Annotated in this window: 18 protein-coding genes, 1 tRNA gene and 1 pseudogene; 12 read left to right on the top strand and 8 right to left on the bottom strand. The window is 65.7% G+C overall.

The genetic code is table 11. From position 1 onward, the window contains the following. Positions 1-12 precede the first annotated feature (12 nt). Positions 13-630, top strand: coding sequence for a TetR family transcriptional regulator (locus OHA42_RS12535; RefSeq protein ID WP_406236948.1), 618 nt, complete (start codon positions 13-15; stop codon positions 628-630). A gap of 150 nt (positions 631-780) precedes the next feature. On the opposite strand, the gene OHA42_RS12530 is transcribed toward OHA42_RS12535, so the two are convergent. The 3 genes from OHA42_RS12530 to OHA42_RS12520 all read right to left on the bottom strand — a co-directional run bounded on the left by OHA42_RS12530 (position 781) and on the right by OHA42_RS12520 (position 4,423). Further along, positions 781-2,115, bottom strand: a complete 1,335-nt coding sequence (locus OHA42_RS12530; protein ID WP_406236946.1) for an MFS transporter — start codon at positions 2,113-2,115, stop codon at positions 781-783. A 212-nt stretch (positions 2,116-2,327) separates the two neighbouring features. After that, complete coding sequence (locus OHA42_RS12525; protein ID WP_406236944.1) at positions 2,328-3,488, bottom strand: hypothetical protein; 1,161 nt, start codon at positions 3,486-3,488, stop codon at positions 2,328-2,330. Next, positions 3,488-4,423 (bottom strand): metal-dependent hydrolase, encoded by a 936-nt coding sequence (locus OHA42_RS12520; RefSeq protein WP_406236942.1) that lies wholly within the window; start codon positions 4,421-4,423, stop codon positions 3,488-3,490. The genes OHA42_RS12525 and OHA42_RS12520 overlap by 1 nt, the downstream gene beginning before the upstream one ends. A 257-nt stretch (positions 4,424-4,680) precedes the next feature. Here OHA42_RS12520 and OHA42_RS12515 point away from each other — a divergent pair, with 257 nt between their 5' ends. From OHA42_RS12515 to OHA42_RS12495, 5 genes are all read left to right on the top strand, one after another. Further along, positions 4,681-5,325 carry a TetR/AcrR family transcriptional regulator gene (locus tag OHA42_RS12515; RefSeq protein WP_406236940.1) on the top strand — a complete coding sequence of 215 codons (645 nt, stop codon included), beginning with the start codon at positions 4,681-4,683 and terminating at the stop codon, positions 5,323-5,325. Between the two features lie 116 nt (positions 5,326-5,441). Next, positions 5,442-6,011 (top strand): PadR family transcriptional regulator, encoded by a 570-nt coding sequence (locus OHA42_RS12510; RefSeq protein ID WP_406236938.1) that lies wholly within the window; start codon positions 5,442-5,444, stop codon positions 6,009-6,011. Between the two features lie 9 nt (positions 6,012-6,020). Next, positions 6,021-8,051: an FAD-dependent oxidoreductase gene (locus OHA42_RS12505; protein WP_406236936.1), complete on the top strand. Its 2,031-nt coding sequence runs from the start codon at positions 6,021-6,023 to the stop codon at positions 8,049-8,051. Positions 8,052-8,394: 343 nt separating this feature from the next. After that, positions 8,395-9,198: a mycolate reductase gene (gene cmrA, locus OHA42_RS12500; protein WP_328410269.1), complete on the top strand. Its 804-nt coding sequence runs from the start codon at positions 8,395-8,397 to the stop codon at positions 9,196-9,198. Positions 9,199-9,725: 527 nt separating this feature from the next. Beyond that, a complete protein-coding gene (locus tag OHA42_RS12495; RefSeq protein WP_406236934.1) occupies positions 9,726-10,802 on the top strand; it encodes a fatty acid desaturase family protein in 1,077 nt (358 codons plus the stop codon). 284 nt (positions 10,803-11,086) lie between these two features. On the opposite strand, the gene OHA42_RS12490 is transcribed toward OHA42_RS12495, so the two are convergent. The 3 genes from OHA42_RS12490 to OHA42_RS12480 all read right to left on the bottom strand — a co-directional run bounded on the left by OHA42_RS12490 (position 11,087) and on the right by OHA42_RS12480 (position 14,143). Next, positions 11,087-12,310 (bottom strand): FAD-dependent monooxygenase, encoded by a 1,224-nt coding sequence (locus OHA42_RS12490; RefSeq protein WP_406236932.1) that lies wholly within the window; start codon positions 12,308-12,310, stop codon positions 11,087-11,089. A 305-nt stretch (positions 12,311-12,615) separates the two neighbouring features. After that, the gene (locus tag OHA42_RS12485; RefSeq protein WP_406236930.1) at positions 12,616-13,206 is read right to left on the bottom strand and encodes a hypothetical protein; all 591 of its coding nucleotides are present in this window, start codon (positions 13,204-13,206) and stop codon (positions 12,616-12,618) included. Between the two features lie 295 nt (positions 13,207-13,501). Next, positions 13,502-14,143: a LysE family translocator gene (locus tag OHA42_RS12480; protein ID WP_406236928.1), complete on the bottom strand. Its 642-nt coding sequence runs from the start codon at positions 14,141-14,143 to the stop codon at positions 13,502-13,504. Positions 14,144-14,368: 225 nt separating this feature from the next. On the opposite strand from OHA42_RS12480, the gene OHA42_RS12475 reads away from it, so the two are divergent. The 3 genes from OHA42_RS12475 to OHA42_RS12465 all read left to right on the top strand — a co-directional run bounded on the left by OHA42_RS12475 (position 14,369) and on the right by OHA42_RS12465 (position 17,997). Continuing rightward, entirely contained in the window at positions 14,369-14,728 is a 360-nt protein-coding gene (locus OHA42_RS12475; protein WP_406236926.1) for a hypothetical protein, read from the top strand. A gap of 473 nt (positions 14,729-15,201) precedes the next feature. Continuing rightward, positions 15,202-16,548, top strand: coding sequence for a diaminopimelate decarboxylase (gene lysA, locus OHA42_RS12470; RefSeq protein WP_406236924.1), 1,347 nt, complete (start codon positions 15,202-15,204; stop codon positions 16,546-16,548). A gap of 153 nt (positions 16,549-16,701) precedes the next feature. Further along, positions 16,702-17,997, top strand: coding sequence for a diaminopimelate decarboxylase family protein (locus tag OHA42_RS12465; protein ID WP_406236922.1), 1,296 nt, complete (start codon positions 16,702-16,704; stop codon positions 17,995-17,997). 163 nt (positions 17,998-18,160) lie between these two features. Here OHA42_RS12465 and OHA42_RS12460 read toward each other — a convergent pair whose 3' ends face one another. Then, positions 18,161-19,957, bottom strand: a complete 1,797-nt coding sequence (locus OHA42_RS12460; RefSeq protein WP_406236920.1) for a helicase HerA-like domain-containing protein — start codon at positions 19,955-19,957, stop codon at positions 18,161-18,163. A gap of 158 nt (positions 19,958-20,115) precedes the next feature. On the opposite strand from OHA42_RS12460, the gene orn reads away from it, so the two are divergent. After that, complete coding sequence (gene orn, locus OHA42_RS12455) at positions 20,116-20,751, top strand: oligoribonuclease (RefSeq protein WP_328410248.1); 636 nt, start codon at positions 20,116-20,118, stop codon at positions 20,749-20,751. Positions 20,752-20,923: 172 nt separating this feature from the next. Further along, positions 20,924-20,999: transfer RNA gene (locus OHA42_RS12450), tRNA-His, on the top strand. A 771-nt stretch (positions 21,000-21,770) separates the two neighbouring features. Here OHA42_RS12450 and OHA42_RS12445 read toward each other — a convergent pair. Then, entirely contained in the window at positions 21,771-23,072 is a 1,302-nt protein-coding gene (locus OHA42_RS12445; protein ID WP_406236917.1) for a cytochrome P450, read from the bottom strand. Between the two features lie 86 nt (positions 23,073-23,158). Between OHA42_RS12445 and OHA42_RS12440 the strand changes: the two are divergent. Then, a pseudogene (locus OHA42_RS12440) lies at positions 23,159-23,350 on the top strand (transposase); the annotation flags it as partial. Positions 23,351-23,428 lie beyond the last annotated feature (78 nt).

The raw sequence follows: 23,428 nt of genomic DNA, 5'->3' as shown, positions 1-23,428 counted from the left end.
ATGCTCACCGTGATGAGCGAGCAGGCAGCAACCCGAGGCGAACGCAAGGAGCGAACGCGCCAGGCACTACTGGACGGCACTCTCGCCCTGGCCGCCGAACGCGGGTTCGCCGCGCTCAGCCTGCGTGAGATCGCCCGCTCGGCGGGGATCGTGCCGACCGCGTTCTACCGCCACTTCTCCGCACTGGAGGATCTCGGCGCCGCACTGGTCGACGAGGGCGTCAAAGCACTGCGCCTCGCACTGCGCGAGGTGCGGCGCACCCCCGACGCCAGCCTGTCGGACACGGTGCGGTTCGTCTTCGAACAGGTCGCGGCCAAACGCGAGATCTTCGGCTTCCTCACTCGTGAGCGCCACGGCGGCTCGGCGGCGCTGCGCCAGGCCATCGCCATGGAGCTGCAACTGATCGTCCGCGAACTGGTCGCCGACCTCTCCCGCATCCGCGCACTGGATTCCTGGCCGCCCGACGACCTCGAAATCGCCGCCGACCTCCTGGTCGCCACGGTCACCGACGGCATCGCCGCCTATGTCGCCGCGACCCCACGCGACCAGCGGTTCATCGTCGACCGCACCGTCCAGCAGGTCCGCCTCATCGCCCTCGGCATGGGCGCGTGGCGGCCGACGAGGGACTGAAGCCGATTGTGGCTGTGCCCGCCTGTTCGCCGAGACGCCGAGACGCCGAGACGCCGAGACGCCGAGACGCCGAGACGCAGCCATCCGGTCCGATCCCGGCTGGTCGAACGGCTAGCTCCTGGCGGCGAACTGAATGTTGAGAGACACACTCTAGGTGTTCGCTCGGGCCGGTCGCGGTCCCGGCACCATCAGCAGCGCGGCCAAGCCGACGGCGAGCACGACCAGCAGACCGGCGATGCCGGCGCGGTCGGCATCGAAGAGCCAGACGAAGAGGCCGAAAAGGCTTGGGGCGAGGAAGGAAACGGCGCGACCCGTAGTGGTGTAGAGGCCGAACATCTGGCCCTCGCGGCCGGGCGGGGCAAGCCGGGTCAGGAAGGAGCGGGCGGAAGCCTGTGCCGGGCCGACGAAGACGGTGAGCAGGAGGCCGAAGATCCAGAACATCAGTGGGCCGGAGACGAAGACCAGCGCCAGTCCGCACAGGAGCATCGCGCCGAGGGAGATGACGATGACGATCTTCGGGCCGACGCGGTCGTCGAATCGACCCGCGACGATGGCACCGAGGGCCGCGACGACATTCGCGGCGATGCCGAACAGGAGCACATCGGAGTCGGCGATGCCGTAGACGCGGACGGCGAGCACCGCGCCGAAGGTGAAGACACCGGCGAGGCCGTCCCGGAAAATCGCACTGGCCACCAGGAAGCCGACGGTGCCGCGGTCGACGGACCACAGCTCGCGCAGGTCACGCCACAGCACCCGGTAGGACCCGAAGAAGCCCGCCTTGGCCGCGCCGGGATCGGCGCCGGTGCGCGGTAGTTCCGGCACGGCGAAGAGCACCGGAAGGGAGAAGGCGGCGAACCACACCGCGGCCAGCATCGCGACCAGCCGGATGTTCAGTCCGTCATCGGTGGGCACGCCGAGCAAACCGCGGCTGTCGCCGTCACCGGAGATGAAACCGAAGTAGCAGATCAGCAGGAGCAGGATGCCGCCGAAATAGCCCATTGCCCAGCCGAATCCGGAGACCCTGCCGACGGTCGCCGGCGTGGACACCTGGCGCAGCATGGCGTTGTACGGAACATTCGCCAGCTCGAAGAAGGCCGAGCCGAACCCGAGCAGCACCAGTCCGATCCACAGATCGTGGTAGTCGTCGTGCACGAAGAACATCAACGCCATCGCCAGGATAGTCAGCGCCGTCAGAACCGCAAGGGAGCGTTTACGTTTCGCGGTCGCATCGAAGCGCTGCCCGCTGATCGGCGCGGTCACCGCCACGATCAGGCCCGCGATGCCCAGCGCCCAGCCCAACCACGCGCTCGCCGAAATCCCGCCGGGCAGATCGTCACCCACCTTGTCGGTGAGATACACCGAGAAGACGAAGGTGAGGATTACCGCGTTGAAGGCCGAAGACCCCCAGTCCCACAATCCCCACGCCACCACTTGCCCGCGCCCGGCCGCCTGCCCGACAGTCGCCCGCGCGTCCACCTCGGTCATGTCGCGCAGCCTAATGCGGATCCGCCGCCGCGTCGGGACAACACTCGAGACGACCGTCCCGGCTCGCGTTCACCCTTGCCGCCGCAGCCGCGCGGACGTGCCGACGACCGGTTGGGCGGGCATCGAGATCAGCACGCCCGATGCACACCCATTCCGCCCGCAGTGCACCGGCTGTTCACCATGGGTTGCCGCCGTAGGCGAGAACTGGTCGGCTATGACGTGCGAGTCACCGCATCTACGCTGACGAAACGCATGTCGGTCTCGTCGACTTTTCTGTGCGGCACCGTGAATATGGCGACTGCGCAGAGTATCGCGACGATGAAGCATGACAGTGTGTACCAGAGATTCCCGACCGGGTCTCCCTCGCTTGTCGAACCGTCGACGGCGTCGAAGAAGTCGGGCAACGCGGTCGCCCAGAGCAGCGCCATCACGCACAGATACACCAGGCTGTAGATCCGGACGAAGCTGTTGGTGTAGCACGAAGTATTGCCCTGGTCTCGCCGTAGCCGGAGCCACTGGCGGGCGAGAATCGGGACAGCGACAATGGTGACGATGACCAGTTCGGCCGCATAGAGGAATCCCCGCAGCGTGGTATTCCCCGTTCCGAAAACGGTTGCAGGGATGGGCAACACGGCTGTACCCAAAGATCCGAGTAGGCCGATGACAACGGTCCGCCAGACCAACTGCAGTCCAGAGAAAGTGCGGCCCTGGTCGACGTGACGACCGACGAACAACTGGACACAGAACGCAAGCGACATCGGCCACAAAGCCGCGAACACAACCACGCTCGGCAGCGGTACCGAATCGAACATCGGTTGATTGAGCGGGTTTTCGGTCGACCACTCCCACCACCGCAGTTGCGGTCCGAGGTGGTCGAAGATTTCATAGAAGGCGTGGTGGACGAAGCCCACACAGACGGCACCGACGAGTACACCGTACTGTCGGAAAACCCCCAGCATTCTGACTATTTCGAAGGCCAGTGTGGCCATCAGTGGGTAGATCGCGACGATATACAGCGGGAGTCGACCCCAGAGGAACTCCACGGTGAAGACGTTGTGCGCGAACATCGTGTCGACGTGTGCGTCGATGCCGAAGGCCGCGGGAAAGTACAGCGGCGGTTCGATAATGAACAGGTACGCGGTCGCACCGAACCAGACCACCAGGTTGGTCGGATCACCATGCCGACGCAAGCGCACGATCGCGTATATCAGCGCGAGCACCGCGCCGAGCACGATAGTGAACTCGAGGACCGGTAGGGTCCAGTTCTCCAACCCCACAGGGTTTCGCACCTCGACAAGTCCACCGGCCTCCGCACAGGTGAAGCCGAGCGCCTTCGCGAGCTGGTCGAAGGTGGGTGCGCAATGATCGGCCATCAGTCCGCCTGGCGCGATGCGACCGTACCCGCGGTGTACCAGTGCGAGACGTCGTATCCGGCGTCGTAGCGCTCGAACCACACATCGGCGAGTGCGGGTAGCTTCTCGTGGTCCGGGTTGTGCTTCGGTAACTGACTGCGAATGACGCCGACCAACGCGACGAGTTGCTCACCGAGTGGCAGCTCGTCGAAGGCGCGCAGCATCGGACCGTCGTCCTCCCCGGGCAGCCGGAGCCACTTGCGCAGCTTGTGCTTGTGCCGGTGCGTCGCGAACATCGACAGTGCGTCGATCTTCCGATCCTCCAGCGGGACATGCTTGTTGAAGCCGGCGCATGCCAACCTGATCACCTTCATCACGTGCCGGAATATCGACGGTGCCATACGCATCCGGTAGGTGTCGCTTCCGACAATGGACTCGAAAATGATGAGCGCGGAACTTCGATGTTCGACTTCCTCGACGAAGTGCCAGATGAACAGCGACGCGACCCGGTCGTCTCCGGGCTGGAAGAGGGACGAATCGTTGTCGAGCATGAGTTTGAACACCGGGGTGAACGTTGCCTCCAGGTCGGCGGTATAGGCAAGCCGGTACTCGAGGGAGGTGTTCACGGTGAGGCGGTCGAATTCCGCGATGACGTCGTTGAGCGTTTCCTGAAGACCCGGAAATCGCCTGATCAGTGCATTCGCATGCTGGCGATGGGCGGTCGAGTGCTGCCCCTCCTGACGCACGAACGCGTCGGCTTCCTCCGCAATCGCGCGATCGGTTATCCGCGGCATAGCCTCGCGAATCATGTTGACGATCATCTTCTCGAAGCCGATGGCCAGGAAGGACACCGCATTGGCCATGGACGAGAAGGCCGGATTCGCTTCGTTCCACACGAAGGGCACGTCGTAGTCCGCGAAGGCGAACCGCATCTTTCGGACTTGCAGATCGGTCACTTGGCTATACCTCGAATTTCGGAAGTGGTCTGACCTGATGGCCCGCTCGGATTCACCGAAGCCATGCCATGGTGAGGTGATCATACACATAATCGCTTCTGTGTATGATCACAATCAGCGGCGCAGGCTCGCGCTGGGAGAACGACGATGGGACGGCCCGTGGTACCGTCGAGCCCCCGATCGGGACCGTCGATGGGGTTCCCACGCGGTCGAATTCACACGCGACGGACACACAGTTCGAACCGAGGAAGCGAGCAGTGGCAGGAAGGCGCGGATGGGGCGGGAGTCCACCGGACAACGATGAAGACGCGTCTCGTCGAATTGTCGCCGCTGCCGTCGATCTGATCGGACGAACGGGTTCGGAGATCAGCATTGCCGACGTCGCGGAGTCACTCGGCGTCATCCGTCAGACGGTGTACCGATACTTCCCCAGTGCCGATGCCCTGATGAGGGCCGCGGCGATCGCGTCGGTCGACGGCTTTCTCGATCGGCTGGCGCAGCAGGTCAGCGGTATCGAAGACCCGGTCGCAGCAATGACCGAGGGTGTGGTTTACACACTGACCGAGGTGCACAGGACACCCCATCTCGGCATCCTGCTCTCGAGCACGTATTCGAATGTCCACCCCGAGAGCCTCACTTCCGAAGAGGCACAAACCTTCGGAATGCTCATGATCAGGCGTTTCGACGTCGATTGGGAACGCTACGGGTACGACGACACGGCGCTACACGAGCTCGTGGAATACGTCCTGCGAACAATGCAGTCGTTCTTCGTTTCACCGGGCAATCCACCTCGCAGTGACGAGGATCTGCGGCGATATCTGACCCGCTGGATGGGGGCCGCGATCATCGCCCAACTCGAGCAACGCTCGACACCTGGACCGCCCGAGCACGATTCGCGATAGCAGCCCACATCGGCGGGTCGCCCCCCAAGAGTCACATCGATAGACCTGCTCTTCACCCGCCCGTCACGCTATGCACCCAGTTGCATAGTACCGCGTGTAACGATTATTCTGACCGCATGGCCCTCGAGCATGCCCTGCTGGTATCGCTGACCGAGCGGGCCGGCTCCGGATACGAGCTGGCGCGCCGGTTCGACAAGTCGATCGGCTTCTTCTGGAGCGCCACCCACCAGCAGATCTACCGGGTGCTCAAGCGCATGGAGGAATCCGGTTGGCTGACCGGCGAATCGGTGGCCCAGGAGGGTAGGCCCGACAAGAAGGTCTACTCGGTCAGCGAGGCCGGTCGCGTCGAATTGGCCAGATGGATCGCCGAGCCGAGCGACACCAGCATGCCGCGCAACGAACTCGGCGTGAAGGTCCGCGCCGCCGCGCACGGTGACATCGGTGCGCTCTGCGACGAGGTCGCCAGGCACCGCGACCAGCACAACCAGCGACTCGAGCTGTTCGGGCTCATCGAGAAACGAGACTTCCCCGCACCGGATCAGCTCTCTGGTACGCCACTGCACCAGTACCTCGTCCTGCGCGCGGGCATCCGCGTCGAGGCGGGGTTCGTCGAATGGTGCGACGAAGTTCTGCAAGCCCTGCAACCGCGTGCGACAGCCCCGCACCCGGAACCCGAAGAAAGATGAGACTCGCAGATGAGTTCCTTCCCCCACCTGTTCGAGCCACTCGACCTCGGCTTCACCACCTTGCGCAACCGCGTGATCATGGGGTCGATGCACACCGGCCTGGAGGATCGCGCCTGGGACACCAACAAGCTGGCCGCCTACTTCGCCGAACGCGCCCGTGGCGGAGTCGGTCTGATCATCACCGGTGGCTACGCCCCCAATCGCACCGGCTGGCTGCTGCCCTTCGGTGCGAAGCTCACCAACAAATCCGAGGCCTATCGGCACCGGACGATCACCAAGGCCGTGCACCGAGAGGGCGGCAAGATCGCCATCCAGATCCTGCACGCGGGCCGCTACTCCTACCTGCCCGGCAGCGTGTCAGCGTCCTCGATCAAGGCCCCGATCAACCCGTTCCGGCCGCGCAAGCTCTCGGCCAAGGGCGTCGAGCAGACCATCGATGACTACGCCCGCTGCGCGAAGCTGGCCCAGTTCGCCGGCTACGACGGCTGCGAAATCATGGGCGGTGAAGGATATTTCATCAATCAGTTCCTCGCGCCGCGCACCAATAAGCGCACCGACAAATGGGGTGGCTCGCCGGAGAACCGCCGCAGGATCGCGGTAGAGATCGTGCGCCGCACCCGCGCTGCGGTCGGCCCGAACTTCATCATCGTGTTCCGGCTGTCCATGGCCGAACTGGTCGAGAAGGGGCAGAGCTTCGACGAAATCGTCGCCCTGGCAAAGGAACTCGAAGCTGCGGGCGCGAATATCCTGAACACCGATATCGGCTGGCACGAGGCGCGCGTGCCGACCATCGTCACCTCCGTGCCCCGCGCGGCCTTCGTCGAGTTCACCGCGAAGATCACCGAGCAGGTGCACATTCCGGTCTGCGCGTCCAACCGGATCAATATGCCCGAGATCGCCGAGGAAATCCTCACTCGCGGTGACGCCCAACTGGTTTCACTCGCCCGGCCCTTCCTCACCGACCCCGAGTGGGTGAACAAGGCCAAGGGCAACCGGGTCGACGAGATCAACACCTGCATCGCCTGCAACCAGGCCTGCCTGGATCACGCCTTCCAGCACAAGACCGTGTCCTGCCTGCTCAACCCGCGGGCGGGCCACGAAACCGAGCTGAAGCTGCTACCGACCCGGCGCACCAAGCGCGTCGCGGTCGTCGGCGCGGGGCCGGCCGGGCTCTCGGCCGCGGTCAGCCTCGCCGAACGCGGCCACCGGGTAGACCTTTTCGAGGCCGACGACAAGATCGGCGGCCAGTTCGACATCGCGCGCCGCATCCCGGGCAAGGAAGAGTTCAACGAGTCGATCCGCTACTACACCAGGATGCTCGAGGTCACCGGTGTGACCGTGCACCTGAACAAGCGGGTCACCGCGGAGGAGCTCATCACCGCCCGCTACGACGAGGTGGTACTGGCCACCGGTGTGCGCCCGCGCATTCCGAACATCCCGGGCGTCGACCATCCGATGGTGCTGTCCTACGCCGAGCTGGTGCGTGAGGAACGCCCCGTCGGCAAGCGTGTCGCGGTCATCGGCGCGGGCGGCATCGGCTACGACGTGAGCGAATTCCTTACCGTCGAAGGCCATCCCACCCTGAAGCTCGACGAGTGGAAGGAAGAGTGGGGTGTCGACTCCGAGGACGAGCAGGCCCGCGGCCAGCTGACCACCCCCAAGCCCGCGCCCGCGGCTCGCGAAGTCGTACTGCTGCAACGCAAGTCGACCCCGTTCGGCAAAGACCTCGGCAAGACCTCCGGCTGGGTGCACCGCGCCGCACTGAAGGCCAAGGGCGTCGAGCACGTCGGCGGCGTGAACTATGAGCGCATCGACGACAACGGCCTGCACATCAGCTTCGGCGAGAAACGCCAACGCCCGCAGCTGATTCCGGTCGACAATGTCATCATTTGCGCGGGCCAGGAATCGGTGCGCGACTTGGAGGACCCGCTGCGCGCAGCAGGCATCAACCTGCACCTGATCGGCGGCGCCGAACTGGCCGCCGAACTGGACGCCAAGCGCGCCATCGACCAGGGCACCCGCCTGGCCGCCCGCCTCTGATCCCACCGATACACGAGCCGGTGCGGCATCGGCGAAACTCGATGCCGGACCGACTCGATCGACCACGTCCGAGGCAGCGGCCGGGGATTCACGACACCGAGCAGGCAGCGGCCTCGGCGGCTGTGAGCATGTTGTTCTCGACCCGGTCTGTGCTGGGATGCCGGTCGACGGTGGCGGTTACCGCCCGGCCTGCATCCCTCCGGCGATCGGGCGGCACGGACGCAAGGCATCGCCCCGCCGACGCGACGTGTGCGGCCGCACGAGAGTCGCCGACCACTCGACACGCATCGGATCGATGATGGTGCTCGTCGATCAGGATGGTCGCATCGCCTAGGCTCCACTCGTGAGCCTGCCCTCCCCCACCTCCGAGAATCGCGCGGTCGTCACCGGCGCCTCCTCCGGCATCGGCACCGCGCTGGCCGCCGACCTCGCCGCGCGCGGCTACTCCCTGATCCTCGTCGCCAGGCGCGGTGACCTGCTCACCGAACTCGCCCAGCGGCTCACACTGGCGCACGGCATCACCGCCGAGGTGCGCGCGGTCGATCTGGCCGACCGGACCCAGCGCGGCGCCCTCGTCGAGGAGCTTGCCGCGCGCAATATCGCGATCCTGTGCAATAACGCGGGCATCGCCACGTTCGGGGCCGTCGCCGAACTGGATATGGCCTACGAACGCGCGCAGATGGAACTGAACGCCGTTGCGGTGCACGACCTCACGCTCGCCGTGCTGCCCGGCATGATCGCGCGCGGCGGCGGCGGCATCCTGATCAGCGGCTCGGCGGCGGGCAATATGCCCATCCCGAACAACGCCACCTACGCGGCGAGCAAGGCCTTCGCCAACACCTTCTCCGAATCGCTGCGCGGCGAGCTGAAGGACTCCGGTGTCCACGTCACCCTGCTCGCGCCCGGCCCGGTGCGCACCGAAACGCCGGACCCGTCCGAGGCATCGATCGTGGACCGCATGGTTCCGGACTTCATGTGGGTGACCTCCGAATACACGGCGAAGGTGTCCATCGATGCCCTGGCCCGCAACAAGATGCGCGTGGTTCCCGGTCTGATCAGCAAGGGCATGAGCGTGGCGGGTCAGTATGGACCCCGCTCGTTCACCGCACCCATCGCCGGTGCTTTCTACCGGAAGCTCGGCGGCTAGATTTCGGCTGCTGTTCGCTCGCAAACCGGCCGGTGGCAACGGATCGCCGCCGACGATCGCGCGCCGGGCTGAGTAGTAAGCAGTTGGCGCGACGTTCGTCGACGACCTCGTGGGCGTGGCCTCGTCGTCGTCGCTCTTGCTCATTGTGCCGATTACCCGGAACATCGCGAACAGCGCGACGACTGCGCCGCCGATGATTCCAAGCGTTCGGTTACTGGGTTTCTTCGGCGTCCGCGGCGGAAGCGGAAAGTTCGGTCGGCCCAGCGTAGATCCAGAGAGCGCCATAAGCGGACGTCCGGTCCGGCGACCCAGATGTGTTGGCCGATAACCGGTCAGCCGCCTCGGTCCTCGGTGGACATCCAATATCACACCGCAGTCCGATTCCATGTCATACCGGAGGATTACGGGTATCGAGAATTCGGCCGATAGCTTCGGGGTATCGAAATCGGCGCTCCGCCTCGCCATCGACCGGCCGGCATCGTCGACGGACGGAGGTGGCGTCTCCGACCCAGCTCTGAGGAAGATCTATGACGACACCTGCCCTGGTCCCCGAGTCATATCCACGGTCACCGCGGCGCGGTGCTGACGGTGATTACGCCCGTCTGTTGCGCCGGATCTCCGACGCCGGGCTGATGAACCGGCGTCCCGTCTACTACGCCATCCGGCTCAGCCTCGTCGGGGTCGCGTTCGCAGCCGGCTGGGCAGCGTTCGTCCTCATCGGCGATTCGTGGTGGACGCTGCTGGTCGCGGGGGTCATGGCCGTGACGTTCGCTCAAATCGCACTCGTCATGCATGATGTCGCGCACCGCCAAGTCTTCCGGCTACGGCAGCCGACGGAGCTGGTGGGACGACTCGTCGGCAACGCTGGCATCGGCCTGGGCTACGGCTGGTGGCAGGATAAGCACACCCGGCATCACGCCAATCCGAACCACGAGGAACTCGACCCCGATGTCGCGCCCGACATTCTGGTCTGGTCACAACGGCAGGCACGGTCCAGCCGCGGTCTGCCTCGTCTCATCGGGAGGGCGCAGGCGTTCCTGTTCTTCCCCCTCCTGTTGTTGGAGGGCCTGAACCTCCATGTGGCCGGCGTACGTGCGCTCAGAGATCGATCGGTCAAACACCGCGGATTGGAGGGCGCGCTGCTGTTCGGCCACTTCACCACCTACTCGGCCGCACTGTTCGCGGCTCTGCCCGCCGACAAAGCCTTCGCGTTCCTTGCTGTCCACCAGGGCCTCTTCGGCCTGTACATGGGCTGCATCTTCGCACCGAACCACAAGGGCATGCCAACCTTGACCGGCGACGACCGCCCCGACTACCTACGTCGACAGGTGCTGACCTCCCGCAACGTGCGGGGTGGTGTGTTGACCGACCTCGCCCTCGGTGGGCTCAACTATCAGATCGAGCACCATTTGTTCCCGAGCATGCCGACGCCGAACCTGCGTCCCGCCCAGGTGATCGTCCGCGACTACTGCACCGAAATCGGCGTGCCCTACCACGAAACTGGGCTGATCTCCTCTTACCGCGAGGCGCTGCGACACCTGCATCACGTCGGCGCCCCCCTACGCACCTCTCCGGGTGCCGAAGTGCCACAACACAATCGTTGAACACAAGCTGGGCATCACGCCCCCCGGACGCACCGGGGCCGTCGGCGGCCGCGGTGTTGGGCGTCTACTCATCGGCTACTCGAGACTTGTGCCACGGCCGACGCCCGGCCAAGCTCGGTCGAGGTGTCCGGCGGGACGCTCTCTTTCGACTGTCCACCACGAATTTTGGTGTGACTCGGCTGCGGCGCGTCGGCCGGTTCGATCAGCGCGGTATGCGGCGTGAGCGGACGTAGTCCGGCGGTGGCCTACCGAAGCGTCGTCCCTCTCGACACGTTATGTGACACCTACGGCTTGGCCGACGAGGTGATCGGCGGGCCGGCCGGGGCCCCGGAGTCCGGCACCCCTGCGTAGTCGGGCAGCTCGACGCCGTTGATCGCACGCTCGACCAGTTCGGTGAACCATTCGCTGTTGAAATCGATGCTCGGCTCGGCGTCCGGCCCTGGGACGTCGCGGCTGCGCGCGTTCAACCGGCCGATCTCCTGGTTGGCCTCGACGAACGAGCGCATCCGCTCCTCGTAGCCGGCGAACCCGGCCTCCGGGTCCCACCCGGCAGCGGCCAGCTCTCCGGCCAGCAGGTAGGCGCCGACCAGGGCCAGCCCGGTGCCCTGCCCAGACATCGGCGATGAGCTGAACGCCGCGTCCCCAAGCAGCCCCACCCGCCCGCTCGACCAGCGGTCCATCACCACCTGGGCGACCTGGTCGAGGTAGAAGTCCGGGGTGTCGTCCAGGTGCGCGAGGATGCGCGGGGTCAACCAGCCCAGACCGGCCATCCGCTCGCGCAGCAGGCGCTTCTGGGCCGCGATGTCGCGGTAGTCGACGTCGAGGTCGGCCGAGGGGAAGGAGAACATGGCCATCGCCCGAGTGGCGTCCTGGATGGGCCGCAGGCCGGCGGAGCGCCCGGACTCCTGGTAGTCGATCAGCCAGCGGTCCAGCCCGAACTCGTTGGGAACGGTGTAGAAGGCCAGCACGTGCCCGAGGTGGCGGACGAACCGCTCCCGCGGCCCGAAGACCATCGCTCGCAGCGCCGAGTGCAGCCCGTCCGCCCCGACCACCAGGTCGAAGCGCCGCCGGTCGCCGCCGGCGAAGGCCACGTCGACCCCGTCCGCGTCCTGGGTGAGCTCGGCGATCCGGTCGCCGAAGATGTACTCGACACCGTCCCGGGTGTCGTCGTAGAGCACCCGGGACAGGTCCCCGCGCAGGATCTCGATCTCCGAGATGTACCCGTCACCACCGTCGTCGTCCGCGCGGTAGGTCTCCAGCACGTTCCCGTCCGCGTCCACGGTGTGCGCGCCAGCGGTCTCGGTGCAGGCCGCGCGCACCGCCGCGTCGAGCCCCATGTGCCGGATGACCTCCTTGGCAACCCCGCGCGCGTCCACCGCCTGCCCACCGGGACGCAGCTCGGGGGCCCGCTCCACCACAGTCACCTCGGCCCCCCGCCGGCGCAGCCAGTGGGCCAGCGCGGGCCCCGCGATGCTCGCCCCCGCCACCAACACCCTGGTACCGCTCACTGCGCCTCCTGCTCACCCGTCCGGATCACGTCCGGATCGTTTGCTCCTGCTCTGACCCACCGCTGTCGGTGTATCCAGAGGTATCGACGACGGATCCACACGAAATTCATCGGTGCAGCCGAGATCGTGTCCACGCTCCTGCGAACACCCTGAACTCGGCATTTCAGTGAGTTGCCGAGACTGCCGTGCCGGCGACGTACTACCGGCGCACCCACCTGGTTGCCGCGGCGGCTGTTTACGGGACGTTGGTCGTCATCCACGCCAACGTCATTCCGACACCGATGCCCCTCCGGCGTGGATAACGACTATGCGGCGCAGCCGATTTCACGTCCTGCCGCCGCCGGTACGCCGTGCCTGTTCACGCAGTCGAGGCCTTCGTCGACATCAATCACGTGCCAGCGCATGTTCCCGTTCCACGCGGAGTACTGGAACAGATACATGACCGGATGCAGGGTGCCCTCCGGTTGGCTCATCGCCGAGGCGTAGGTACCGCTGCACCGTGCGCGCTGGAGATCTGCCAGCGGATACTTGGGCGTCCCAGTCATTCTCAACGAGGTGATCAGAAACTCGCGGGTGACCATGGCGCAGGGTTCGTCCGCTGACGGCGTGTCCGAAGGTTGGGGTGCCGCCGAGGTAACGGTGCTCTTGGTGGCAGGCGCCGTGGTTTCCGCGCTGGGCGCGGTGGTTTCATCGCCAGGCGCGGTGGTTTCATCGCCAGGCGCGGTGGTCTCATCGCCGGGCGCGGTCGTCTCGACGGTGGACACCGTGGTCGGGACGGTTTTGGAAACGGTGCTCGATGCCGAGGATCCGGCATTGGACGCGCCCTCACCGCCACACGCACCGAGGGTCACCGCGGCGGTGGCCGCGACGGCCGCGAGCAGAATACGTCGGGTCATGTCGGCTCCTCGGGTAGGGCCGCCCTCATTGGCGGCCGCTCCCAGATCATCTGGCCAAGTGGGGATTTCGTTTCATCCGCGAACTATGGCAGGTCTCACAACCGGCCCCTGTATCACTACGGCCGACGTGACCGATTGGCCGCGAACGTGATTCAGCGTTCTCCCGGATTGCCGAGGTGGGCGGCGGCATCTCGGTATTCGTCGTCGGTGAACGTGCTCGAGCCAGGCGACGTCGTCGCCCCGATGGCACCAGACACTCAACTCGGCATTGCCGCGCACTTGCCAGTCGGTCAGCCTAGGCCGGAACCGGGCGGGTCCGGTCGGTAGCTAGTAGAACGGCGACGCCGCCGAGCATTGTGCCGGTGACCCAGCGTTGTGCCCGCATCCAGAGCGGGCGGCCCGTCAGGAACGCTGCGATTGTGGCGGCTCCCAGCACGATCAAGCCGTTGACCGTCAGCGCGATACCGATCTGCACTGCGCCCAGCAGCAGGCTCTGCAACCAGACTCGCCCCTGTTCTGGGGTCACGAACTGCGGGATCAACGCCATGTAGATGATCGCGATCTTGGGATTGAGCAGGTTGGTGACCAGCCCCATGGTGAAGAGCCTGCGCGTGGATTCGGCGGGCAGATCGGAGGGCTCGAACACAGAGATGCCGCCGCGCAACGTCTTCCACGCCAAGTACGCCAGATACGCTGCGCCGGCCAGCTTCATGCTCAGATACAACCCCGGCACCACCGCGAAGATCGCGGTAATCCCGACAGTGGCGGCCACGAGATACACCATGAACCCGACGGCCACCCCCGATAGCGATACCAGACCCGCTCGCCGTCCCTGCGATATGGTGCGCGACACCAGATACATCATGTTCGGGCCCGGCGTCAGCACCATTCCCAACTCGGTCGCGGCCACTCCCAACACCGCCGTGGTTTCGATCATGCTCTCATCCTGGGGTACAGCTGGCTATTTGTCGCGAGCCAGTTCCGACGCACTGGAACGCGTAACCGTTGCTGTCGCGAGAACCCGCCGTTGAAACATCGCGGAATCGGCAGATGCGGACGTTCACGACCACGCGCCCAGCGGCAGTTGCGGAGGTTTACCGGACACAGAACCTCCACACAACAACCGCAGGGCCGCCATAGTGGATAGTTATTGTCTGACACCATGACCAAGAACCGGCCATTGTTGTTTGCAGTGATCTACATCGTCGGCTCGATCTTCATTGGACCGGCGATCGCCGTGGCCGGATACGTGATCACCCCGGCCAACGGCGACTACTGCGATGTGAGCCCGCACGGCAGCTCCGGGCAGCGAGACCGGGATTACGCGCTACTCGAGGGCATTCAGACCACGGGCTCGATAATCATGCTCGCGGTCGGATTGTTCCTGCTGATCTATCTGTGGACGAATCACCTCCGCATCAACTCGTTATCACTCGTGCTGACCAACACCGGGATCCTCGTCATGGTGGCCGGGTATCTCCTCGTTCTCATCGCAGGCACGGCCGCAAACACAAGCTGCTGACGACCAGCACGAGGGCCCCAGCCCATGCCCTGACGTCGGATCAGCCCGTATCCGCTCATCGGCATTATGGGACGTTCGTCTCATCTCACCGGATGAGCAGTCAGCGGACCCATGCCGACTCACAGCAACCTGTAATCGGTGACCTCCAGGGCGGCATCGTGATATTCGAGAAGCTGGACACCGGTTCCGGGTGGCTGTGGTTGATCGCTGAGGGCAGGTCGAAACTCTGCGGTCACCTGGATGGCGGAATGCACAAGACGTGCGCTCACACCGCCCGATCGCAGGTGCCGACGACGCCGAGCACAGCGGTTGGGCTTCAGGTAAGCGCCTGGTCGGCGGCCTGTTGCGATCTCGTCAAGATCAGGCGGCGATACGTCAAGGTCGCATATGCCGGTGGTTCGGGCATTGGAAATCGGCGTAGTCCTGACAACGGCCCCGCAGGTGGAGAAAGCGGGGGCGACACAGGAGACATCGTGACGCTGCTCGAAATCTTCCCGTCGCTGCGGTCGGGGGGAATGCCCCCGCGGCTCGACTCCGCGATCTGGCCACGGGACACGCATTACGACGATGCTGGCCGAATAACCGTCGGAGGTGTCGCGCTCGCCGATATTGCCGACCAGTACGGCACGCCCACCTACGTACTCGCCGAGCGTGAGGTCAGGCAACGTTGCCGGGCATATCGAGCTGCCTTTCCCGACGCCGAGATCTACTACGCGGGCAAAGCGCTGATGATCACGGCGGTCGCCGACTGGGTCACCTCGGAGGGACTATCCGTGGATGTCTGCTCGGCGGGCGAACTCGCCGTCGCGCTCGCCGCGGGCGTGGATCCCCAACGAATCATCTTGCACGGCAACGGAAAATCCTTCGACGAACTGGAGGCCGCTGTCCAGGTCGGCGTCGGCCGGATCGTGGTCGATTCGCTCGCCGAGATCACGCTGCTCTCCGCACTGGCCACCGGCTCGCAGCAGGTCATGCTGCGGCTGTCCCCCGGCATCGACGTGCACGGCCATCCTGCCGTTGTCACGGGGGTCACCGATCAGAAGTTCGGTTTCCCGCTCGGTAGTGAATCGGCCGCCGAAGCCGTCGACCGCATTCTGCGCCAGCCGACATTGCGGCTGGTCGGCTTCCATTGCCATCTCGGCTCGCAGATCTGCGATCCGGACTACTACGGCGAGGCCATTCGACGGATGGTCACCGAGATGGCGCGCGTCCGCGACGAGCATGACCACCTGCTCACCCATCTGGACATCGGTGGCGGACACGGTGTCGCCTACCGCTGCGGCGACGCCGAAATGAATCTCGCCGAACTGTCCGCGATCGTCGAGGACGCCCTCGACGCGGCCTGTGCGCGCCGCGGTTTCCCCCGCCCGGTCATCGCCATCGAACCGGGCCGCGCCATCGTCGCCCGCGCAGGCGTCACGCTGTACCGGGTGCGCTCGATCAAGCACATCGACGGCGGACACACCTATGTCACGGTCGACGGTGGGATGAGCGACAACCCACGGGTCGCGCTGTACGGCGCGCAGTACAGCGTGGTCGTCGCCAACCGGCATCCGACCGGCCCACAGATGACCGCCACGGTCGCGGGCCGGTTCTGCGAGGCCGGCGACATCCTCGCCACCGACGTGCAGCTACCTGCAGACCTCCGGCCCGGCGAGTTGCTGGCCATGCCGTGCACCGGCGCCTACCACCACAGCCTCGCGTCCTCCTACAACAGCGTCGGCCGGCCGCCGATCGTCGCGGTGCGCAAGGGTGTCTCCCGGGAATTGGTACGCCGGGAAACTCTGTCCGACCTGCTCAGCAGGGATATCGGCCGCTGAGAAGCGGCGTCGACCACGGCATGTCAGTGATTCGTCAAGATGGCCGATCGGGTGGTCAAGGTTGTGCTAACGACAGGTCGAGCACCCCTCCTGGCGAGGTACACCTGAATATCCCCCGCAGCTATCGCCAGCGGGCGCACACAGGAGAACACCGTGACGCTGCTCGACCTCTTCTCGTCCACCCGGTTGGTGCCGGCCGCACGCCTCGACACCGCGATCTGGCCCCGCGATTCGCATTACGACGAGTCGGGCCGGATCGTGGTCGGCGGTGTCGCGCTCGCCGATATCGCCGAGCGGTATGGCACCGCAACGATGGTCCTCGACGAGCACGAGGTCAGGCGCCGCTGCCGTGCGTATCGTAAGGCTTTCCCGGAGACCGAGATCATCTATGCCGGACAGGCATTGCTGGTTCGCACCGTCGTGAACTGGGTCACCGACGAAGGTCTTTCGGTGGCTGTGCACTCATCCGACGAGTTGGACGTCGCTCTGGCCGCCGGCATCGACCCGAAGCGAATCATCATGCACGGCAACCGGGAATCCTTCGACGCGCTGGTGACTGCGGTCGATCGCCAGGTAGGGCGGATCGTGGCAGGTTCGCTCGCCGAGATCAATCTGCTCGCGGCGGTGGCCACCCATCCGCAGCGAGTGCTGCTGCGCTTATCCACCGATATCGACGTGGATGGTCAGCCGGACATTGCTCGACGGCCCGACTTCCCGGTCGGCGCCGCGGCTACTGCCGCTGTCGAGCAGGTGCTGAGCAAGCCGATGCTCGACCTGATCGGCTTCCACTGCCAGGTCGGCTCCCAGATCTACAATCCCGACTACTACGGCGAGGCGATACGGCGGATGGTCGCGGAGATGGCGCAGGTGCGTCACGACCACGGCCGGATCCTCACCGACCTCGATCTCGGTGGCGGGCACGCGGTCGCCTATCGCAGCGGCGACGCCGAGATGAACCTGACCGAACTCGCCGCGATACTCGAGGACGCACTCGACGCGGCCTGTGCCAGACAACGCTTCCCGCGCCCGAATATCGCCCTCGAACCCGGCCGTGGGATCGTGGCTCGCGCCGGCGTGACGCTTTTGCGGGTGTGCTCGGTCAAACACCACGACGGCGGGCACACCTCCGTCATCGTCGACAGCGGTGCGCGCGCGGGCACGCGGCCCGCCGCGCTGGCGGCCACGGTGCTGGCGAATCGGCAGGCCGCCGGACCGCACCGAACCGCAACCGTCGCGGGCCGAGCCGGAAATGAGATCCTCGCCACCGATATCCGGCTGCCCGCCGACCTGCGCCCCGGTGACCTGCTGGCGGTGCCGTGCAGCGGCGCATATCAGCATGGATACGCCCTGTCCGACACCGCACGACTGCCCGTCATCGCCGTCGACAGCGGCCGCTGCGTCGAACTCGTACGCCGTGAACCTGACATGCTCGACCGCGACGCCGGCTGACCCACTGCGCCGACCAGACGCTGACCAACGTCCTGACCGTCACTCGCGCTCCGGGCGCGGGCCGACGGATTGCACCAGCTTCGGCACGCTGCTCATTCCGATCCGGCTGCTGCTACCGCAGCCCGATACGCAGCGGGTTGTCGGCTACCTGAACACAACCCGCTCAGCGTTTGCGGGTGCCGAAGATGCTGCGACTGATCTCGCGACCCGCCACGGTGGCGGCCGAACGCAGGAAGCTCTTCACGGCCGGGTTCTTCATGATGCGCTCGGCGGCCGAGCCCTCCTCGGCGGCCCTCGTGAAACGCCCGGGCGCCGCGGGCGGTTCCGCATTCTCCTGTGCCGCGGCAACCTTCGCGGCGAGCATCTCGTACGCCGATTCCCGGTCGATGGTCTGGCCGTACTTGCCGAACAGCGAACTCGACAGCGCGCGGGACTTGATCGCCTCGTCGCCGATGGTGTCCATCAGCGAGCGCGGCGGCGCAATCCTGGTCCACGCCACCGGAGTCGGCGCACCCTTCTCCGAGAGCACGGTGACGATGGCCTCGCCGGTGCCCAGTGAGGTAAGCGCCTGCTCCAGATCGTAGGTGCCGGTCTTGGGATAGGTCCGCACCGTCTTGGACAGCGCCTTCTGATCGTCGGGTGTGAAGGCGCGCAGCGCGTGCTGGATACGCGCACCCAGTTGGGAGAGCACGGCATTCGGGATGTCCGTCGGCAGCTGGGTGCAGAAGAACACGCCGACGCCCTTGGAACGGATCAGTTTGACCGTCTGCTCCACCTGCTCCAGGAAAGCCTTCGACGCGTCGGCGAACAACAGGTGCGCCTCGTCGAAAATAAAAACCAGCTTGGGCTTTTCGACATCGCCGACCTCGGGCAGGGTCTGGAACAGATCGGCGAGCACCCACATCAGGAAGGTCGAGAACATCACCGGCCGCGCCGCCTGGGCACCGAGCTCGAACAGGGTGATCACGCCCTGCCCGCCCGCGACACGCAGCAGATCCGCCGGATCCAGTTCCGGCTCACCGAAGAAGGTGTCGCCGCCATCTGCCTCCAGGTTCACCAGCGCACGCAGGATGACCCCGGCGGTCGCCGCCGAGACCCCGCCGATGCCCTTGAGGTCTTCCTTGCCTTCCGGGCTGGTCAGATGGGTGATGACCGCGCGCAGATCCTTCAGGTCCAGCAGACCCAGCCCCTGCTGGTCCGCCCAGTGAAAGATCAGTCCGAGCGTCGATTCCTGAGTCTCGTTGAGCCCGAGCACCTTACTGAGCAACACCGGACCGAAGGCGGTGATGGTCGCGCGGATCGGCACCCCGATGCCACCGGTGCCGAGCGAGACGAACTCCGTCGGAAATCCGGACGGCTGCCATTGCCCCGCACCGGTTTCCAGCCCCCGCGCGCTCAGCTTCTCGTTCGGCTGACCGGGTTGGGAAAGACCGGAAAGGTCGCCCTTGACATCCGCGAGCACCACCGGCACTCCGGCGCGCGAGAGCTGCTCGGCAATGCCCTGCAGCGTCTTCGTCTTACCGGTGCCGGTAGCGCCCGCGACCAGGCCGTGCCGGTTCAATGTGCGCATCGGAATCCGCACCAGCGCAGTCGGATCGACTTCCCCGTCGACAATCACGGAGCCGAGCGCGAGCGCCTCGCCGTCGAACGCATAGCCCGCGGCGATCTGCTGCGCGGGCGACTGCTCCGCCGAAATCGCGGTGTCGGATGCTGCCGCTTTCGTAGCTTGGGCCACCGCGGCGGTCACGGCAGCGGTCTCCGCCGTGGCGGCGGCCATTGCCTTGGACTCGGCGGCCACCACTGCATCGGCGCCATCGGCCGCACCCGAGGCGGCCGCGGCCTCCTGTTCGGCCAACTCGCGCTCTGCGGCTTCCGCGGCGGCGGCGGCCGCCGCGGCGACCCGCGCCGCCTCCTGCGCGGCCTTGCGGGCAGCGGCCGCTTTCTCCTGGGGAGTGGTCATCGCGCGTCCTCCGTCTTGGTCTGACTGTGACTGCTTTCGCAGTGTTAGCTGTCGTGCCACAAACGCCTACGCCGAACTCCCGCAAACTCTATCGCCGCTGGTCGCGTACGGAGGGCTCAACCCAGCCATCACCGGAGGACACCGCTAGTGTTGCTCGGGTGTCCGACAAATTCGTGGTGTGGATGGATTGCGAGATGACCGGCCTTCGTCTCGACAGCGACAAGCTGATCGAGGTGGCCGCACTCGTGACCGACAGCGACCTCAACATTCTGGGTGAGGGCGTGGATATCGTCATCCACGCCGACGACGAGGCGCTGGCCGCCATGCCACCGGTGGTCGCCGAAATGCATGCGCGTTCCGGTCTCACCGAAGAGGTGCGCCGCTCCACGGTCACCCTCGCCGAGGCCGAGCAGCAGGTCCTCGACTACATCCGCGAGTACGCGCCGCTCGCGGGCACGGTCCCGCTCGCGGGCAATTCGATCGCCACCGACCGTGGCTTCATCGCCCGCGACATGCCGCTGCTGGATACCCACCTGCACTACCGAATGATCGACGTGAGCTCCATCAAGGAGCTGTGCCGCCGCTGGTACCCGCGCATCTACTTCGGCCAGCCCGAGAAGGGGCTGACCCACCGCGCCCTCGCCGACATCAAGGAATCAATCCGTGAGCTCGAGTACTACCGCCGCACCGCGTTTGTCGCCGCACCCGGCCCGTCGACCGCCGAGATCTCCGCCATCGCCAACGAACTCGGCAACAACAAGAACGCAGCGGCCGCCCAGCCCGACGCCGAGTAACCCCGCCGCGGGCACCGGATCGGCGGACCCCGCGGACAGCCCGGTGTGGTCGGGCGCACCGCAAACCCCGCGGCGCGCCAAAAGCCCAGTACAAACGGCACGCCCTTAACCGATTAGGGACTCCAGGGGGTTACACGCTAATATCTACCGCGCCGGTGATTCACCGGCGATGGTGGCTGTAGTTCAGTTGGTAGAGCACCAGGTTGTGATCCTGGCTGTCGCGGGTTCGAGTCCCGTCAGCCACCCCAACTGTCGTGGTGCGCGAACCGTCCCCTGGGACGGTTCGCGCACCACGGCCAGCAGATTCTTCACTGTCGACGACATCGTCCACTGGAATTCGAAAGACCGGGACTCGCCGATCCGGGGCACTAATCATCACCCGGGCAACCAACTCCTCGATCAGCGCCTTCGTCTCATTATGGCTTCCGGTGTGAATTACGTCACGTACGCGGTGCGCAACATCGTCCAATTCGGCTGGCGCAGGTGCCTGCGGCCCAGCCGACACGATCCGGAGCAGATCTCGTTGACGGATCTTCAACTGACCGATCCGTCGCGGTAGACCTGCACTCGACGTGTTTCGTGGCCGCCGGGTGGTCCGTCCCCAATGAATGAGACCGATCGGTATTAGAGTCCTGTTGGCCCTGGTGAGGGCTGGAAGGGACGATGCACATCATGGCTGGTCGCAAGCGGCATTCCGCGGAGGGCATCGTGCGCAAGTTGCGTCGTGCCGCCCGGCTCCCCGCGGCGAAGAAAGCTTCATCATCATCCAACTCGGGATAGTGGGCAAACGCGACCCCGCCGCAGTGGAATCGTCTGGTCCGCGCGACTTTCCGAGCCTCCATTTCGGCCCGGTACATGCGGTCTGGGGTCCACCACTCCTGGCCCGTCCATCCGCCGACAATCTCGCCCTGCTCGTTGATCGGCGGGTACTGTCGATTCTGCCGAGCCCCGGGGACTGCCGCTCCGAGTCGGCGCGGCGAACCCTGTTCTGGCCTGCGAACATACGCCGAAGGTGCGGGTCAGCCGACCGTCTGGTGGCTGTGGACGCGCGGACCGGTATGCGCGGGAAGGTGCTTGTAACCGTGCAGGGTGAACAGCTGCCGCCGGGTGGGCGGATCGGTCAATCGCAGGTCCGGAAACACCTCGAAGAGTGCGCGCAGGGCATGCGCCGCCTCCATACGGGCCAGACCGCCGCCCAGGCACACATGGATACCGCTGCTGAAGGACAGATGATTGTTGGCGTTGTCCCGGGTGATGTCGAAAAGGGCCGGGTTGGTGAACACGGCGGGGTCCCGGTTCGCACCGGCCAGCGACAGCACCACGGTCGACCCCTCGCGCAACCGGATACCGCCGATCTCCAGCGCTGTACGGGTGGTGCGAGCGGTGGTCTGCACCGGAGGATCGATCCGGAGGATCTCCTCCACCGCATTGGACCAGAGTTCGGGCTCGGCGCGCAAACGGTCCAGCTGATCGGGGTGGCGGAGCAGCCAGATGATGCCCTTGCCGATCAGGTTGACCGTGGTCTCGAAGCCCGCGGCCATCAGCAGAGTCGCCGACGCGCACAGTTCGTAGGTGGACAGATCGCCCGCAATGACCAGGCTGCTGAGGATATCGTCGCCGGGTTCGGCGCGGAGGCGCTCGACGTGCTCGACGAGATACCGGTGCACCCGCTCCGAGGATTCCATCGCCCGCTGATGCGTCCGCCAGGAGATCCCGAGGTCGAGCAACGGACTGATGTCGTCGCCCCAGCGCAGGAACATCTCTCGGTCGGAGTCCGGGAAGCCGAGCATCTCGGAGATGATGGCGATGGGCACCTGCGCCGCGTACCGCGCCACCAGATCGGTGGGCCCGTCGTCGGGGAGCGCCGCGAGCAGTTCCTCGGTGACTGTCTCGATCCGGTGGCGCAGCCGGGCGACGGCACGCGGGGTGAAGGCGGCGGTGACCGGTTTGCGCATCCGGGTGTGCTCGGGCTGGTCGATCGCCAGCATCGACGGCGGATCCACCGGGTTCGGTGGGAGGGGTCGACGCTTCAGCGCGCGCAGCACAGGGCGTGGCGCGAGCACGGTCGGTACGCCGACACCGAAACGGTTGTCACGCAGTATCTCCCGGACCATACCGTGATCGAAGGTGATCCATACCGGATGGGTCCGGTGCAACCCACCCTCCCCGCGCATCTGCTCGATCAGAGCGTACGGATTCTCGATACCGTCCGCGCTGCCGGTCAACCGCGCGAACAGATCGCCACGACGGAGCAGTACCTTCTTGAACAGGAGGATCACCCCGTGGTTGTTGACCCACCGATACACGTACTGCGGTTTCATTGAGCCCTCCATCGTCGAGCCGTGACTTCCCTTTGGGCGTTACGTCCACAAGCGGCTATCCAGCGAGCTGAATCTCGTGCTGGATACCGCGCAGCCCATGGCAACGCGGCACCAACGAGAACATCAACAACCTGCTACCCCAGTACCTATCGAAGGCCACCAACATCGGCACCTACAGCCAGGCCGGCATCAATGCGATCGCCGACCGCCTCAACAATCGGCCACGCAAGTGGCTCGGCTATCGCACGGCCGCCGAGTGCGTTGCGTTGACAGGTTGAATCCAAGCTGCATTCGTTCATGAACCTTTCGAGAATCGGGCCGATGATGGCCAGTGCATACGGGTGGGTCAACTCGAG

Source organism: Nocardia sp. NBC_01009, from assembly GCF_045208035.1.
Lineage (GTDB): Bacteria > Actinomycetota > Actinomycetes > Mycobacteriales > Mycobacteriaceae > Nocardia.
The sequence above is the reverse complement of the archived record's forward strand: the minus strand, read 5'-3'. Positions and strand labels throughout refer to the sequence as shown.